Genomic DNA, 15,807 nt, shown 5'->3' on the forward strand with positions numbered 1-15,807 from the left:
ATGACAAAGTCAACCAACATCACCTGGCATGACGCGGCAATTACGAAGGAAGACAGACGGGCACAGAACGGCCATGGAAGTGTGGTCCTCTGGTTTACCGGCCTATCAGGCTCAGGCAAATCAACGATTGCAAATGCAGTATCCCACGAACTGTTCCGCCAGGGCATCAATGAATATGTCCTGGACGGCGACAATGTGAGACACGGCTTAAATAAAGATCTTGGCTTTTCAGAGGCAGACAGAAATGAAAACATCAGGCGCATTGGGGAAGTCGCGAAGCTGTTTGTAGACAGCGGCAAGATCGTTACAACAGCTTTCATTTCTCCTTTCCGGTCGGATAGAGAAACTGTCAGGGCGCTGTTTGAAGAAGGGGAATTTATTGAAGTCTTCATTGACTGTCCACTCGAAGAATGCGAACGGCGGGATCCAAAGCAATTATACGCAAAAGCCAGACGCGGGGAAATTAAGGACTTTACAGGAATCGACTCACCATACGAAGCACCTGAAAGCCCTGAAATTACGGTCCGATCTGACCAGTACACAGTAGAAGAAGCAGTCGGTAAGATAGTAGCCCATCTGCGGGAAAAGAATATTTTATAGAGTGAAACTTCAATCAGTGGGAGTTTTTCCCGCTGATTGTTAGTTGAACCAATCGGGCCTTTACGGGCAGTAAGACCCCCACTTATCCTCAATTGATTCTTCTGAGTCTTGAAGTGGGGGTCTTACTGCCCGTTAGACTGCGATAAATAACCGGGAGTCTCTTTTAATAGGAGACTCCTTTCTGAAAAAATAATCCCTACTATTTCACCCCGAAAAATGGTATTATAGAAAACAATCAGATTATCAGCTTAGGAAAAGCGTTATAGTGCATATATTATAAGATATTACAGAAAGGGCGGGCATGAGTATGACAGGAAAAGTTTATTTAGTAGGTGCCGGACCGGGTGACCCTGACCTGATGACTGTTAAAGGAATGCGCTGCCTGCAGGAGGCTGATGTCGTTCTGTATGATCGTCTCGTAAACCGTGAACTATTAAACTTTGCGAAAAAAGAAGCCCAGCTGGTGTATTGCGGCAAGCTCCCCAATCATCATGTGATGAAACAGGAAACCATTAATCATCTGCTCGTCAAATATGCGAAAAAAGGTCTTCAGGTCTGCCGGCTGAAAGGCGGAGATCCATTTGTATTCGGCAGAGGCGGGGAAGAGGCAGAAGAGTGTGCCAATCAGGATGTGCCATTTGAAATTGTGCCTGGAGTCACTGCAGGGATCGCGGCATCTGCTTATGCGGGGATTCCGGTCACACACCGGACCTTAAGCAAAAGTTTCGCATTTGTCACAGGACACCAGGCAGGAAACGAAGAAGCTGAGCACCAGTGGGCCCACCTGGCACATGCAGTCGACACGATTTGTGTATATATGGGTGTGTCCCATTTGCCTAATATTGTGAAAAACCTTATTCAAAATGGGAAATCACCTCAAACACCGATTGCCCTCGTTCACTGGGGAACCCTTTCAGAGCAGCGGACCGTTACTGGCACGCTTGCTACTATTGAGAACAAAGTGAAAGAATCAAACATCACAAATCCAAGCATGATCGTCATTGGGAATGTAGTCGCCATGCACCATAAAATTAATTGGTTTGAAGAAGAAATTGTACCTAATCTGCCTGCTGTGCAAGGATAAACGGCGGTTTTAAAAAAGGAGGGAGCCTAACGAATGAAAGCGGTCCTATACATCGGCCATGGCACACGTTCCAAAAAAGGAGCTGCCGAAGCAAACCTTTTTATCGAAAGTGTTATGAAAAAAGTCGATGCTCCCATTCAAAAGCTTTGTTTTCTGGAATTAACTGAGCCTTATATTAAGGAAGGCTTTGAACACTGTGTCAGGGAAGGAGCCACAGAAATTGTCATTGTGCCTCTATTTTTACTTGCAGCGGGACATATCAAGCAGGATATTCCTGAAGAACTTGCTCCTTTAATAGAAAAATATCACGGCATCATCGTAAAGATGGCGGACCCATTTGGAGTCCAGGACACGATCCTAGACGCCATTGCAGAGCTTGTTACAGCAAATGCCCAGCCAATATCTCCTTTAGATTCTGTTTTAATTGTGGGAAGAGGCAGCAGTGATCCTTCCATTCTTAGAGCCTTTGACTCTATCAAAAACGGACTAAGCGAGCGCCTCCGTGTGACAGATGTGCAGGTCTGCTATTTGGCCGCAGCTGCTCCGTCCTTTCAGGATGGCCTTAATTCCATATGCCAAAAGGCAAGAGGCAATGTGATGGTCATCCCTTATCTATTATTCTCGGGACTTCTGCTAAGTGAGGTAGTAAGAGAGGTAAATAAGAAAGTAAAGGCAGGATACTCTGTGAATCTTACTGATACACTGGGGAAACATACGGCAATTCAAAACCTGGTCGCTAAAAAAGCGAATGGAGAGGTGAATGAGAATGCAGCCGTTATTCATTGATCTAACCAACAAGAGAATCGTGATTGCTGGCGGAGGCAGAATTGCTTTTCGAAAGGCGAAAACACTAGATGGAGAAAATGCCCATATCACTTTTGTTGCTCCTGATTTTTCAGATGAGCTTCTTCATTTAGCGCATCAAAGAGGCTATGAACTCATACAGCGGGAAGCTTCCCCCGATGATTTTAAAAATGCTTTTTTATCTATTTTAGCCACAAATGAACGTGAAGCTAACCATGCTCTGGCTAAATCGCTGGATTCAGGTCAGCTGGTTTGCGTGGTCGATGAAGCAGGAGAAGGAAATGTAATCTTCCCGGCAGCTGTAAGGCGCGGCCCTCTTCAAATCGCTGTCACCTCAAATGGTGCAAGCCCAAAGCTGACCCGGATGCTCAAAAAACAGCTGGATGAACAATATGATGAAAGCTGGACAGGATATTCAGAATTTCTGGGAAAATGCCGTGATTATATTAAACAGATTTCTATCCCTCCATCGGAAAAAAATGAGCTGCTTGCCGAACTCCTGGATGACCGTTATCGCCTTTCAGAGGATGAGAGGGAACGCAAATGGACACACCTGCAGTCATTAGCATAAACAACTTCTTAACCGTGTTCTGGCACACGGTTTTTTATTTTGAAATAAGAAGGTATATCTTTGAACTTCGATAACTGTCTAGCTCCAGCGCCTACCCCCTCGAGTTCACAAGCTTGTCGGGGTGGGCAAGGCGCTTCCGCTTTTCTTATGTTTATTGTGCATATTCACTATGGTACATTGTTAGTAATGAATCAGGAAGGCGGCGTGTAAGGTGCATTTTTTATCCTATGAGCTCGCTCAGGAAATAGTGGAGCGCACGATGAAAATTCTTAACAAAAACATAAATGTTATGAATGAAGAAGGCATTATTATCGGATCAGGTGAAAAGGAAAGGATCAATCAGGTTCATGATGGCGCCTTGCTGGTCCTGGAAAAAGGCGAAAGTGTGGAAATTGATGAAAGAAGTGCCGCCGGGCTTAAAGGGGCCAAGCCTGGAATCAATCTGCCCATCCGTTTTCATAATGAAATTATTGGTGTAGTCGGCATTACAGGTGAGCCCCCACAAATTAGAAATTATGCCGAGCTTGTTAAAATGGCAGCGGAACTCGTGCTGGAACAGTCTTTTTTGCTGGAAAGAGTTCAGTGGAAGCAGAGGCTTCAAAGTGAAATTGTGAACCTTCTCATTTCTGAAGAACCATTCAATGAATCGTGGTTAGAAGAGCGGGCAGGATTTCAGGGATATGACCTGAATATCCCGAGAACCGTGATTGTTCTCAAGCTGTACGAAGAACTTGGAACCATGAATCAAAAGCTGATCAATAACATCCAGTTTGAATTGGGGAAGCAGGATCTTACCGGGATTACGTTCAATAATGAAATTGTCATTTTAAAAGCAGGACAGCATTCAGAAAAAAAAGCTGTTTTAAAGAGGATTGCCGATCTTTCAAGAAGGAAAGCGACAGTTGCAATGGGAAAGACATCGGTGCACATAAGCGGTTTGAAGTCATCCTTTCGGCAGGCACAGCAGCTTGCTGTTCTTGGTCCAAGGCTTCAGCCTGATGATGACTATTACAGCTATGAAAACAATTGGCTCGAGGTGGAGTTATCCATGCTTGGCCTGAAGGATGCAGACACACTCTCTTTCTATGACCGGCTCGTGGAGCAGGATAAAAAAGGGGAGCTGGCTCATACTCTTGATGTTTTTATGAAAGAAGGAGGGGATCTTGGGAAAATAGCAGACCACTTATTTATCCACCGCAATACTCTGAGATACCGCCTGGATAAGATAACAGAAATAACTGGAAGAGACCCGCGAAATGTGAAGATGATGCTTGAACTATATGTAGCGAAATTAATCAAAACACATCAATGATTGTGCATTTGCACAATGATTGTAAAATTCTGACCGCTTCTTTTCATCAGCATACACAATGAAACATTTCGCGCAAACGCTTACAATGGATACATAAGCAAATCATCACGGGAGGGCTCATAATGGATGTTACTGTAAGCGCTTTAGGTGCGATCACAGCTTTAGTCATTGCCATACTATTAATCTTGAAAAAAGTACCGCCTGCTTATGGAATGGTCGCAGGTGCTTTAATTGGCGGCTTAGTCGGCGGAGCGGATATCACGAACACAGTGAATTTAATGATGGAAGGAGCTAAGGACATCATACCGGCGGTGCTCAGAATCCTGGCAGCCGGCATACTGGCCGGTGTTCTGATAGAATCTGGCGCCGCTTCTTCCATTGCCGAAACAATCGTAAAAAAGTTCGGAGAAACCCGGGCACTTCTTGCCTTAGCGGTGGCAACGATGATCCTGACAACGGTCGGTGTATTTGTTGATGTGGCAGTCATAACCGTATCACCAATCGCCCTGGCAATCGCGAAAAGAGCGAAACTGTCCAAAACAGCCATTTTGCTGGCGATGATTGGCGGAGGGAAAGCAGGAAACATCATGTCCCCTAATCCGAATGCCATTGCTGCTTCAGATGCCTTTGGCGTACCCCTTACTTCGGTTATGGCGGCAGGGATCATCCCGGCCATATTTGGACTTGCTGTCACATATCTTATTGCTAAAAAATTAGTACATAAGGGATCTATGATTTCAGAAAGCGAAGTCGAAGCAAACAGTCATACAAAGCTGCCATTATTTTTCACGGCGATGATTGCGCCGCTCGTTACGATTATATTATTGGCGCTGCGCCCGCTATTTGACATCAATATTGATCCGATGGTGGCACTTCCCGTCGGAGGAATCATCGGGGCCATTGCTATGAAAAAGACCAGCAAAATCAATGAATACGCTATATCCGGTTTAAACAAAATGTCAGGCGTTGCCATCATGCTTCTTGGAACCGGAACCCTGGCAGGAATCATCGCAAACTCAAGCTTAAAAGATGTGATCATTAATGCGTTAACATCCTCAGGTCTTCCAGCGTATCTGCTGGCGCCTGTTTCAGGTATTTTCATGTCAGCTGCAACAGCATCCACAACGGCCGGGACTGCCGTCGCGAGCGGAGTCTTTGGCAGCACGATTTTAGGATTGGGAATATCAGCTTTAGCAGGAGCAGCCATGATTCATGCGGGAGCCACCGTACTGGATCACCTGCCGCACGGAAGCTTCTTTCATGCCACCGCAGGAAGCGTCAATATGGATATGAAGGAACGCTTAAAGCTGATGCCATATGAATCGCTTATCGGTTTAACTCTTGCCGTTATTTCAACTCTGATATTTGGAGTCTTTAAGCTTTTTGGCTAAGGCTCTTTTCGTATAAATTGTTGTTTCGCCTATCAATGTTGTCCGTTGATTTCCGCTCCAGGCTGCTCGCTTTCCGCGGGGCGGGCGGTGAGCCTCCTCAACGCTCCGCGTCTGCGGGGTCTCACCTGACCCGCTACTCCCGCAGGAGTCTCGCACCTTCCGCTCCAATCAACTCAGCAAATTAACCTAAGTTATAAAAAAGCAACAAACTTTACGAAAACAGCTTTGGCTAAAGAAAGGGGAAATCAGTTATGAAAATAGTTATTGCGCCCGATTCATTTAAAGAGAGTTTATCGGCACTTGAGGCAGCGAATGCCATTGAGCGAGGGTTTAAATCGATATTCCCTAATGCCCAATATAAAAAAATGCCGATGGCTGACGGAGGAGAGGGAACGGTCCAATCGCTTGTAGATGCAACAAACGGAAGAATTATTGAGTGTATTGTTACAGGTCCCCTGGGAGAACCGGTACAGGCATTCTTTGGCTTAATGGGAAATGGAAAGACAGCTGTCATTGAGATGGCCTCTGCATCCGGCCTGCATCTGGTTTCTCCAGAAAAACGAAATCCCTTGCTGACGTCAACGCGGGGAACAGGGGAATTAATTGCTGCCGCAATGGACACAGGAGTTCAGCACATCATAATTGGTATCGGCGGAAGTGCGACAAATGATGCCGGAGCCGGAATGATACAAGCATTGGGCGGAAAACTTCTTGATAAAACCGGCAGCGAAATCGGCCAGGGCGGAGGAGCGCTTGCACAGCTTGCAGCCATTGACATATCAGAGCTTGATTCCAGGCTGCGGAATGTCCATATCGAAGTAGCCTGTGACGTTGATAACCCATTAACTGGTCCAAGAGGCGCATCCGCTGTCTTTGGCCCGCAAAAAGGGGCGACACCTGAGATGGTACAGGTCCTGGACCGGAATCTGGGCCATTTTGCAGATGTAGTTGAAAACGCCCTCGGCAAATCGTTCCGCGATATAGAGGGGGCTGGAGCGGCAGGAGGAATAGGCGGAAGTCTCCTCGCTTTCTTAAATGCTGACTTAAAAAGAGGAATTGATATTGTCCTTGACGCGGTTAACTTTGAGGAAGAAGTAAAAGGTGCTGATCTTGTCATTACTGGCGAAGGCAGGATTGACAGCCAGACGATTTATGGAAAAACGCCAATTGGGGTGGCAAAAGCGGCAAAGAAGCACGGAATACCCGTAATCGGTCTTGCAGGTTCCTTATCAGACGACAGCCATATCATCCATGAACATGGTATTGATGCGCTTTTCAGCATAGTTCCTGGCGTGATAACCCTTCCGGATGCTTTTGAGAAAGCAGCACTTTACATGGAAAGGACAGCGAGGAACATAGCGGCCATTATGAAAATGAATAGGATATGAAAATTGGAAGCTGTGAGATGCAGCTTCTTTTTAGTAGATGGTAATAATGTTATGTAAACTATTTAAGAAAAAAAGGACTGAGAGCAGTCCTATTCAATTTCCGGTCATCAATATAAACACAAAATATCCAATCATCGTGACCAATCCAAAAGGCACTCCGAATACGGCCCACTCTTTACTCGTAATCTGCAGTTTACCGGCAGCAATGATATTGGGAATATTCCCGGGGATCAGCATTCCGCCGCTGATCAGGAGTCCAAGAAGAATAGATTGAACAGTAAAATGATCCATGGATGGGCTGATTTCAGCCGCGGCAAGGGTGGCATTGTCCAGGACAGCAGAAATCATATTGATCCAATATAACAGAAGCGGGTTTAAACCGATTAAAAAGTGATTGATCAGCGGTTCAAAACCAGCACCAAGCATCGTCAGGCCCATGACAAAAAAGTAAATCTTCAAAGCCCTGACAAAGATTTCTTCATAGTTTTCACTGGCAGGCTTTTTGGTAAAGGAAGCTTTGCCAGAACTAGGCGGTTTAACAGCTATCGCTGCCATGATGCCGAAAAACACGAGGGCAATAATAATTTGCGGTCCAACCAAATCCATCAAAAAGAAAAAGTCTTCTTTCATTTTACTGATGGCAATGGTGGAAAGCGGCTCGCCAATTGGCGTCAGTGCTGCGCCAAGGCCAATTGAGAAGCAGGCGAGTACTGTCAGCCTGACCTCTGAGGTTCTATCAAGCCTTAGGGCACTAATAATTAACACAAGAACCAGTGCAGCAATAATAGCGGTAATAACACTTGAAATTAATCCCAGGAAAATGACCATCAATGCTGCAAATAATCGAAACGGCATGCGCCGGCTTACTGAAAGGATGCTTTTTTCCAGATTTGCCTGAAACCACTTAAACAAGAGGCCTGCAATAAAGACAGCGAGTGTAATTTTTACAGGCTCCTGTGCTGCTTGTACAAAAAGACCGCTGTTTAGAACTCCGCTTGCAAGTGCTGCGGAAAGCCCCATTAAAAATAAAAACATCTCCAGATTTTTTTCTACAAACTCAGATAGAAAAGGCATGACAAGAACAATTATGAAAATAACCACTAATAAATAAATCATAATCCTGCTCCATTTGGTTATTTTCCCAGCTTAATCACAAGGAATACTACATTCATATGCATTCCCTCGGACAAACTTTCCATAAAGTGAAACTTCAATCAGTGGGTTTATCTTTATCCGAATGCGATAAAAAATCCCTGCCAGAGACCCGGCAGGGATTATCACTTAGTTATAGTCGTTTAAAACGGTTCCAGTCAGATCGAATTCAGGTTCCATGCTTTTGATGGCATTTGTGTCAATAGGAGTTGTACCGGCCAGCTGTATTTCTTCTATCTCAGGTGGGGTCAGAGGGGATAAAGTATGACCTTTCTTTGCTTGATTGTCCAACAAATGAATCAACTCCTTTACAGTATTTGTTAGTTACATTCCTATTTTACTGTTATATTCAAACATGTAAATTATGGAAGTTGTCTCTGGGAGGTATTTTTAGTTTTCCCAAAAAAGAAATTTTATTAACACAAAAGCTTATTTTTAGATTTTTCTATCCTTTGAGCTTACACGGCCAGATATGTTAAGATGTTATTTTATTGAAATGAACATAATCGCTAGGATAATAGGAAGGAAGTTCAGCTTGGATAAACGCATCTATTTATTGGCAATCATATCATTTGTTGTTGGAATGGTGGAATTGATTATAGGAGGGCTGCTGGATCTTGTCGCTTCAGATCTGGGTGTCAGCCTGGGGCAGGCGGGCCTGTTAATTACAGTATTTTCACTTGCCTTTGCCATCGCAGCTCCTGTCCTGCTCACAATGACGGTTAAAATGGAACGCAGCCGTTTAATGATGATATCCTTGGCTGTATTTTTGGCCGGGAACATTGTGGCTGTATTCAGCCCGTTTTACAGTGTTTTATTAGTCGGCCGAATTCTTTCGGCAGTAAGCGGCTCACTGCTCATAGCCTTGTGCATGACAATGGCATCATACATCGTTTCAGAGGAATATCGTGCACGTGCGATCGGAATCGTGTTTATGGGAATCAGTGCATCCCTTGTACTGGGTGTTCCCATTGGATTAATGCTTGGAAATGCTTTCGGCTGGCGGGCTCCCTTTGTACTGATTTCAGCACTTACACTCTTATCAATGGCCGGAGTATACTTCTTTCTTGGAAAGGTTGCTCCAAAGCCGGCTGTGCCGATTGGCGTACAGCTTAAAACGCTGAAAAGCAGGAAAATAGCGCTCATACAGATAACATCCTTTTTACTGATGACAGGCCACTTAGTTTTTTACGGATATCTGACACCTTTCCTGAAAATGAATTTGGGTCTTGATGGAAACTGGGTCAGTATTGTCTACCTGATTTTCGGAATTGCGGCGGTAATCGGCGGCGGTCTCGGCGGCCACCTGGCAGACCGTTTCGGTGCAAAATCGGTCATTTTAACGCTTGTTGCCATGTTCGGAATTACACTTTTCGCATTGCCTTTTGCAGCTTTTTCCCTGCCGATATTCCTTTTCACAGTAGTCATTTGGAGTATGCTCAGCTGGGCGATCACACCTGCCATACACAGCTACTTAATTGAAGTAACACCGGAGACTTCGGATATTCAGCAAACATTGAACAATTCGGCAGTTCACATGGGAATGGCATTCGGCAGCATGATCGGCGGAATCATGATTGAGACAACCTCCGTCGAATACAATGCAGCTGCAGGAAGTATTTTTATAATTATGGCTCTTGGTACAGCAGCTCTTTCCATGGCGAAAAAAGAGACAAGGACTGCTGCCGCAGAATAATACGATGGAATGCCGGCTTCTTTGGAGGCTGGCATTTTTTACAGCAGAAAGTGACAAACTATTTCAATAATTTAAAAATAATTCTTCAAAATATATTGATATATCTTCCTTTTATCTACTATAATCAAATTGTCTATTGGTATAACATGTGATTATAGGGGGAATTTGGAATTTGTTTTTGTGAAATAATAATAAAGGAGTCTGTTTCATGAGCCAGCTTAGCTATATTCTCCGTACTTTATTCGTCATTATTCCTACTGTTTTGATCATCAGCATTGCAGTATGTGTTGGTAATGGGCTTGAAGGAAGTGCGTTTTGGATGACGATCGGGTTTATTGTCATCCTTGGAACACTGGCGGGAATATTATCCGCATTTATGAACTACCGCAAATTTATTGCACCTATCAGTATAATTAATACATACATTGAAGAACTTGCAGAAGGAAACATGTCCAAAAGACTGGACGAGAAATCAGTAGGCCAGCTTGGTTCCATTGCTGCAGCACTGAATCATACTGCCTCTGCCTGGCAGGAGGTGCTCAATAAAGTGGTGCTGGCTTCGGACGAAGTCACACAATATGCCCAGCAGCTATCATCCGGTGCCCAGCAGACAAACATGGCCACAAGCCACATTGCTGAGGTGATTGAAGAGATTGCTGCAGGGGCAGACAATCAGGTCAACGGAGTCGGAACAGCTTCCCATGTCATTATGCAAGTGTCTGAAACACTGACACAGGTGGCGTCAAACTCTGAACAGGTGACAGAGCAAATCAATGATTCCCTGGAAAAAGCAAATCATGGCGATGCAGCCATTTCAACAGCAGGCTGCCAGATGAATTACATTCATATGAATGTACAGGACTTATCCAAGGTGGTAAAAGGCCTTGGCCAGCGTTCACAGGAAATTGGAAAGATTATTGAAGTGATCACAGGCATTGCCGCTCAAACAAACCTTCTGGCATTGAATGCTGCCATCGAAGCAGCCCGTGCAGGAGAACAGGGAAAAGGCTTTGCAGTCGTAGCTAACGAGGTTCGAAACCTCGCTGAAAAATCGGCGGAATCCACTCTCCAAATCAGCCAGCTGATTTCAAAAATCCAGGAAGAAACCCATCAGGTTGTCCAAACCATGGATACGGTCAATCATGAAGTAACAGAAGGCATGGAAGTCATGAAAGGAGCTGGGGATTCCTTCAAACAAATCCGTCAGTCTGTCAGCATGGTGACCAATCAAATGCAGGAAGTCGCTTCAGCCATTCAGCAAATGTCTGCCGGTTCCCGGCAAATGGTCCAATCCATGGATGAGATCACCCATGTGGCAAATGAATCCGCCATGGCTACACAAAGTGTACTGGCATCAACTGAAGAACAAGCTGCATCCATGGAGGAGATATCCCTTTCCGCTGACCACCTTACGGGCATGGCGGAAGATTTGAAAGAGTTGATCAGCAGGTTTAAGTTATAGAGTTTAGGTCTGGAACCTAGACTCTTTTTATTAATACAATTCATTTTTATGCTATTCTATCATCATAGAAAGCTTTAAGAGGTGAACAGATGTATCACATCGGCGTAGTTGGACCGGCGCAGTCTGTGGATAGAATCCTGGATGTGGCCCGTGAGTTTGAAAAGGAATTAAGGTTTCATCCTTTTACTTATCAAAAAGCAGTGGAAACAAAAGAGATAGTGATGGAACATAAAGATCAGGTGGATGCCTGGCTTTTTTCCGGACCGATTCCCTACTCAATCGCCAAAGGAGTTTTAGGTGATGATGAAAGCCTGCATGGTGTTTTATTTTTAGAGACGGGGCTATATAAATCGTTCCTTAATTTGCTTTTGCAAAACAGGAAATTAACAAAGCTGTCTGTCGACCTTCCGGAAGGCGCGAATATTAGTGATGAGGCCTTATCACAGCTTGATGTGCAGGAAAATAACCTTAAAATAAAAACCTTTCAGCCAGATATTGATGAGGATGATATTTATCAGTATCACTATAAACTATGGAAGAAAGGCAAAGCAGATGGTGTGCTGACTTGCTATCCTTCTGTGCAGGAACGGTTAGCTGATCATGGAATTCCTGTTTCCTGGATTACGACAACCCGCCTTGAAACCAAACAGACATTACTTTCTCTTTCTGAAAAAGCAAAAGCGCATTATTATCAGAATACACAAGTGGCTGTTTGTACAATCGAAACAGAAAATCCGGAATTGGAAAAAGAAGAACTACTGTATAATATGCAATGGACTCAGCTGAAAATGGACGAAATCCTCCTTCGGGCGAGCAGGAGTTTGAATGGTTCTTTTCATAAAACCGGCAGCGGCGATTACATGATTTTCAGTTCGCGCGGAGAAGTGTATGAACAATTGAATACTCTGCATAAAGCCTTTGAAAAGATTCAATCCGATTTAAACCGTCCGGTTGCAGCAGGAATCGGCTTTGGGGATTCAGTCCTGAAAGCGGAGTTTAATGCGAGAAAAGCCGTTCAGCGCTCAAAGTCTTCCAAGCATGAAAAAATAATTTTAATTGATGAACATGGAATAGTGGAGGAGTACCGGCACGAGCAGCTGATCGTATCCTATATCAGCGAAAGCACTGAGCCGGAGCTCGTAAAAAAACTGGGAGAATACCACATTAGTGTACAGCTCTTTAACAAAATTAAAAGCTATGTTGAACGTAAAAACTGGAATACTTTCACCTCAAAGGACATTGCCCTGGAGCTGGGCATGAGTAACCGCAACTCACAGCGAATCCTTCAGGGACTGCGCAAAGCTGGCCTCATCATAGAAATTGGTGAGACCAAAAGCCATGACAAAGGCAGACCGATGAAATTATATTGTTTTAAACAGGAAAACAGCCAAGAATAATGGGCTGTTTTTTTATTTGGAAAAAAATATGAATGAATATTTATTGAAAAGTTTCTATAAATTCTATATTATTAGATTTAACGCATTTGCGTTAATTAGACGTTATATAGGAGTGAAACAGATGGATGTCAGCAAGATACTAACAAAAGTTGATGAAGTATACAGCGAAGTCATCGAGTGGCGGCGCTATCTTCATGAAAATCCGGAATTATCCTTTCAGGAAGTACATACGGCAAATTATGTTTATGAAAAACTTGAAAGTTTTGGAGGTCTTGAATTATCGCGGCCGACTGAAACAAGTGTGCTTGCGAGATTAAAAGGATCTAAGCCTGGTAAAGTAATAGCGTTGCGTGCTGATATGGATGCATTGCCAATTGCAGAAAATACAGGCTTGCCATATGCCTCTAAAAATACGGGTGTCATGCATGCATGCGGACATGATGCTCACACCAGCATGCTTCTCGGAGCAGCTAAAATGCTAACAGAAGAAAAAGAAAATCTCAGCGGGGAAATCGTATTTATTTTTCAGCATGCTGAAGAGCTTCCTCCGGGAGGAGCACGGGAAATGGTTGCTGCCGGTGTGATGGAAGGCATCGATCAAGTAGTAGGCCTGCATCTAATGGCAACGATTCCATTTGGTACAATCGGCATAAGAGATGGCGCCATTACCTCTGCCAGTGATATTTTCAAAATTACTGTTCAGGGAAAGGGAGGACATGCGTCAACACCGGAACTGACGGTTGATCCGGTAGCCGCAGGAGCCCAAATTGTGTCGGGTTTAAATCACATTGTTGCCCGTTCTGTTGGCCCTCTTGATTCTGCAGTTGTGTCTGTTACCAGATTCCATGGAGGAGAAGCATTTAACGTCATCCCTGATACTGTGGAAATTGGTGGATCAGTCAGAGTGCTTGACAACACAACCCGTGAGCTGGTTAAAAAACGAATCAGCGAAACAGCTGAAGGGATTGCCCGCGCACATGGAGCAGAAGCAAAGGTTGAATATACATATGGCTACAACCCTGTTGTAAATAACGCAGAATTAACGAAAGAAGTTACTAATGTACTAGAAACATATTTTACGGACCGTGTAATTGAAAATATTGACCCCATGCTGGGCGGAGAAGATTTTTCCGCTTTCAGCGAGGTTAGGCCCGGGTGCTATATCATGATTGGTGCAGGGAATGATCAGAAAGGAATTACCTTCCCGCACCACCACCCTAAATTTGATCTTGATGAAGAGTCAATGAAGGATGGTTTGAAATTTCATGTGCTATCTGCTCTTACTTTATCTGGAACCAGAAAAGGAGGGGTTTGATGGCACAGAACAGCAGAAAAGAGAAAAAGACATTTTTTGATCGGATGCTCGATTCGATTGAATACGCAGGAAATAAGCTTCCAGACCCCATTGTCCTGTTTTTTATCCTATGCGGAATTATCCTTGGGGCATCCTTTATCGCGGGGTTATTCAAATTATCCGCAACCCATCCGGTAACAGGGGAGACCGTAGTGGCGAATAACCTCCTGGACGGAGCAGGGCTTGTTGATATCATAACCGGCATGGTAACAAACTTCAGCGAATTTCCTCCGCTTGGAATGGTATTAGTGATGATGATCGGTGTAGGTCTTGCTGAACAGAGTGGTTTTTTCGATACGCTGATGAAACGTTCGGTTGTTGCCACACCGAAAAAAATCATTATCCCAAGCATCATTTTAATCGCTATTGTCGGTAATGTTGCAGCAGATGCAACCCAGGTAGTATTGCCGCCAATAGCAGCAGCCGTTCTTATGGCGTTTGGCTACCATCCTATGGTCGGCCTGATTGTCGCTTATGCATCTACAACGGGTGCGTTTTCTGCCAACCTGATGATTGGGATGACAGATACACTGGCGGCCGGCTTCACGGAATCAGGTGCACAAACCGTAAATCCTGATTATAAAGCCAATCCGGCAATGAATTATTACTTTATAGCCGTTTCTACCTTTTTCTTACTGGCTGTTTCCACCTGGGTAACGTACAAATTTACCATTCCGCGTTTTGGCAAGTATTCAGGAGAAATGGACGCCATGACGACAACTGTTTCAAAAGAAGAAAGCCGCGGGCTTAAGTGGGCCGGAATTTCGGCAGCTGTTTTCCTTGCTGCAGTCCTGGCCATGGTCCTTCCGGAAAACGGAATCCTGAGAAATCCGGAAACAGGCTCCATCATTGAAGGTTCCCCTTTAATGGATGGAATTGTTCCCTTATTGACCATCTTCTTCCTGCTGCCTGGATTATTCTATGGAATGGGAGCAGGCACGATCAAAACGTCCAAGGACTTCGGTGAAATGACCGGAAAAGCAATGAGTACAATGGGACCATACATTGTTCTGGTTTTTGCTTCAGCACAATTCCTTGCATATTTCGCTGATTCCAATCTTGGGCCAATCATCGCCATTAAAGGAGCCGATTTTCTGGAATCTGTCGGATTTACCGGAGTTCCTTTATTCATTGTGTTTATTTTATTTGTAAGCTCTATCAATATACTAATTGGAAGTGCATCAGCAAAATGGGCAATCCTTGCACCGATTTTCGTCCCGATGTTCATGTTCCTTGATTACCATCCGGCTTTCACACAGGCACTGTACCGTGTCGGAGATTCCATTACGAATCCGATTACGCCAATGCTTCCGTATCTTGTTTTGTTACTATCTTTTGCGAAAAAGTATGACAAAAATATGGGATTGGGGACATTGATTTCAGCCCTTTTCCCTTACACCATATTCTTCGGGATTTTCTGGATCCTGCTGATTATCGTCTGGTATCTGCTGGGTATACCAGTGGGGCCAGAGGGACCGATCCATCTGTAAAGCTTCCACCCGGGGAAACCCGGGTGTTTTTTATGTTGAATAGCATACCTATTTATGTATTTACACCCGCCAAAATGATACTATATCCATAAACAAAACCCCATTT

14 protein-coding genes are annotated in these 15,807 nt (G+C 44.3%); 12 read left to right on the forward strand and 2 right to left on the reverse strand.

All coding sequences use genetic code 11. The features are described 5' to 3' along the window. From cysC to LLY41_RS11845, 7 genes are all read left to right on the forward strand, one after another. The gene (gene cysC, locus LLY41_RS11815; protein ID WP_304585448.1) at nt 1-600 is read left to right on the forward strand and encodes an adenylyl-sulfate kinase; all 600 of its coding nucleotides are present in this window, start codon (nt 1-3) and stop codon (nt 598-600) included. A gap of 307 nt (nt 601-907) precedes the next feature. Next, a complete protein-coding gene (gene cobA, locus LLY41_RS11820; RefSeq protein WP_304585449.1) occupies nt 908-1,684 on the forward strand; it encodes a uroporphyrinogen-III C-methyltransferase in 777 nt (258 codons plus the stop codon). A 33-nt stretch (nt 1,685-1,717) separates the two neighbouring features. Further along, the gene (locus tag LLY41_RS11825) at nt 1,718-2,470 is read left to right on the forward strand and encodes a sirohydrochlorin chelatase (RefSeq protein WP_095242976.1); all 753 of its coding nucleotides are present in this window, start codon (nt 1,718-1,720) and stop codon (nt 2,468-2,470) included. Continuing rightward, nucleotides 2,451-3,059 (forward strand): precorrin-2 dehydrogenase/sirohydrochlorin ferrochelatase family protein, encoded by a 609-nt coding sequence (locus tag LLY41_RS11830; RefSeq protein ID WP_095242975.1) that lies wholly within the window; start codon nt 2,451-2,453, stop codon nt 3,057-3,059. Before LLY41_RS11825 ends, LLY41_RS11830 begins: the two co-directional genes overlap by 20 nt. A gap of 211 nt (nt 3,060-3,270) precedes the next feature. Next, a complete protein-coding gene (locus LLY41_RS11835) occupies nt 3,271-4,371 on the forward strand; it encodes a sugar diacid recognition domain-containing protein (protein WP_304585450.1) in 1,101 nt (366 codons plus the stop codon). A 122-nt stretch (nt 4,372-4,493) separates the two neighbouring features. Then, complete coding sequence (locus tag LLY41_RS11840; protein WP_095242973.1) at nt 4,494-5,762, forward strand: GntP family permease; 1,269 nt, start codon at nt 4,494-4,496, stop codon at nt 5,760-5,762. A 251-nt stretch (nt 5,763-6,013) separates the two neighbouring features. Continuing rightward, a complete protein-coding gene (locus tag LLY41_RS11845) occupies nt 6,014-7,150 on the forward strand; it encodes a glycerate kinase (RefSeq protein WP_304585451.1) in 1,137 nt (378 codons plus the stop codon). 93 nt (nt 7,151-7,243) lie between these two features. Here the strand turns inward: LLY41_RS11845 and LLY41_RS11850 are convergent, their stop codons facing one another. Both LLY41_RS11850 and LLY41_RS11855 read right to left on the reverse strand, forming a co-directional pair. Further along, nucleotides 7,244-8,266, reverse strand: a complete 1,023-nt coding sequence (locus LLY41_RS11850; protein WP_304585452.1) for a DUF1646 family protein — start codon at nt 8,264-8,266, stop codon at nt 7,244-7,246. A gap of 165 nt (nt 8,267-8,431) precedes the next feature. After that, the gene (locus tag LLY41_RS11855) at nt 8,432-8,596 is read right to left on the reverse strand and encodes a hypothetical protein (RefSeq protein ID WP_175609079.1); all 165 of its coding nucleotides are present in this window, start codon (nt 8,594-8,596) and stop codon (nt 8,432-8,434) included. Between the two features lie 241 nt (nt 8,597-8,837). On the opposite strand from LLY41_RS11855, the gene LLY41_RS11860 reads away from it, so the two are divergent. The 5 genes from LLY41_RS11860 to LLY41_RS11880 all read left to right on the forward strand — a co-directional run bounded on the left by LLY41_RS11860 (nt 8,838) and on the right by LLY41_RS11880 (nt 15,701). Beyond that, a complete protein-coding gene (locus LLY41_RS11860; protein ID WP_304585453.1) occupies nt 8,838-9,998 on the forward strand; it encodes an MFS transporter in 1,161 nt (386 codons plus the stop codon). Between the two features lie 208 nt (nt 9,999-10,206). Beyond that, nucleotides 10,207-11,460: a methyl-accepting chemotaxis protein gene (locus tag LLY41_RS11865; RefSeq protein WP_095242961.1), complete on the forward strand. Its 1,254-nt coding sequence runs from the start codon at nt 10,207-10,209 to the stop codon at nt 11,458-11,460. An 89-nt stretch (nt 11,461-11,549) separates the two neighbouring features. Beyond that, the gene (locus LLY41_RS11870; RefSeq protein WP_304585454.1) at nt 11,550-12,857 is read left to right on the forward strand and encodes a hypothetical protein; all 1,308 of its coding nucleotides are present in this window, start codon (nt 11,550-11,552) and stop codon (nt 12,855-12,857) included. A 121-nt stretch (nt 12,858-12,978) separates the two neighbouring features. Continuing rightward, nucleotides 12,979-14,172 (forward strand): M20 family metallopeptidase, encoded by a 1,194-nt coding sequence (locus LLY41_RS11875; protein ID WP_304585455.1) that lies wholly within the window; start codon nt 12,979-12,981, stop codon nt 14,170-14,172. Beyond that, nucleotides 14,172-15,701: an AbgT family transporter gene (locus tag LLY41_RS11880; protein ID WP_304585456.1), complete on the forward strand. Its 1,530-nt coding sequence runs from the start codon at nt 14,172-14,174 to the stop codon at nt 15,699-15,701. The genes LLY41_RS11875 and LLY41_RS11880 overlap by 1 nt, the downstream gene beginning before the upstream one ends. Nucleotides 15,702-15,807: the final 106 nt, after the last annotated feature.

This window comes from Cytobacillus firmus (assembly GCF_023612095.1).
In the GTDB taxonomy this organism is placed as follows: Bacteria; Bacillota; Bacilli; order Bacillales; family Cytobacillaceae; genus Cytobacillus.

Excerpts from the sequence above, each read along its gene's own strand:
- cysC (WP_304585448.1), top strand. The coding sequence starts at position 1 with ATGACAAAGTCAACCAACATCACCTGGCATGACGCGGCAATTACGAAG.
- cobA (WP_304585449.1), top strand. The coding sequence starts at position 908 with ATGACAGGAAAAGTTTATTTAGTAGGTGCCGGACCGGGTGACCCTGAC.
- LLY41_RS11825 (WP_095242976.1), top strand. The coding sequence starts at position 1,718 with ATGAAAGCGGTCCTATACATCGGCCATGGCACACGTTCCAAAAAAGGA.
- LLY41_RS11830 (WP_095242975.1), top strand. The coding sequence starts at position 2,451 with ATGCAGCCGTTATTCATTGATCTAACCAACAAGAGAATCGTGATTGCT.
- LLY41_RS11840 (WP_095242973.1), top strand. The coding sequence starts at position 4,494 with ATGGATGTTACTGTAAGCGCTTTAGGTGCGATCACAGCTTTAGTCATT.
- LLY41_RS11845 (WP_304585451.1), top strand. The coding sequence starts at position 6,014 with ATGAAAATAGTTATTGCGCCCGATTCATTTAAAGAGAGTTTATCGGCA.
- LLY41_RS11850 (WP_304585452.1), bottom strand. The coding sequence starts at position 8,266 with ATGATTTATTTATTAGTGGTTATTTTCATAATTGTTCTTGTCATGCCT.
- LLY41_RS11865 (WP_095242961.1), top strand. The coding sequence starts at position 10,207 with ATGAGCCAGCTTAGCTATATTCTCCGTACTTTATTCGTCATTATTCCT.
- LLY41_RS11870 (WP_304585454.1), top strand. The coding sequence starts at position 11,550 with ATGTATCACATCGGCGTAGTTGGACCGGCGCAGTCTGTGGATAGAATC.
- LLY41_RS11875 (WP_304585455.1), top strand. The coding sequence starts at position 12,979 with ATGGATGTCAGCAAGATACTAACAAAAGTTGATGAAGTATACAGCGAA.
- LLY41_RS11880 (WP_304585456.1), top strand. The coding sequence starts at position 14,172 with ATGGCACAGAACAGCAGAAAAGAGAAAAAGACATTTTTTGATCGGATG.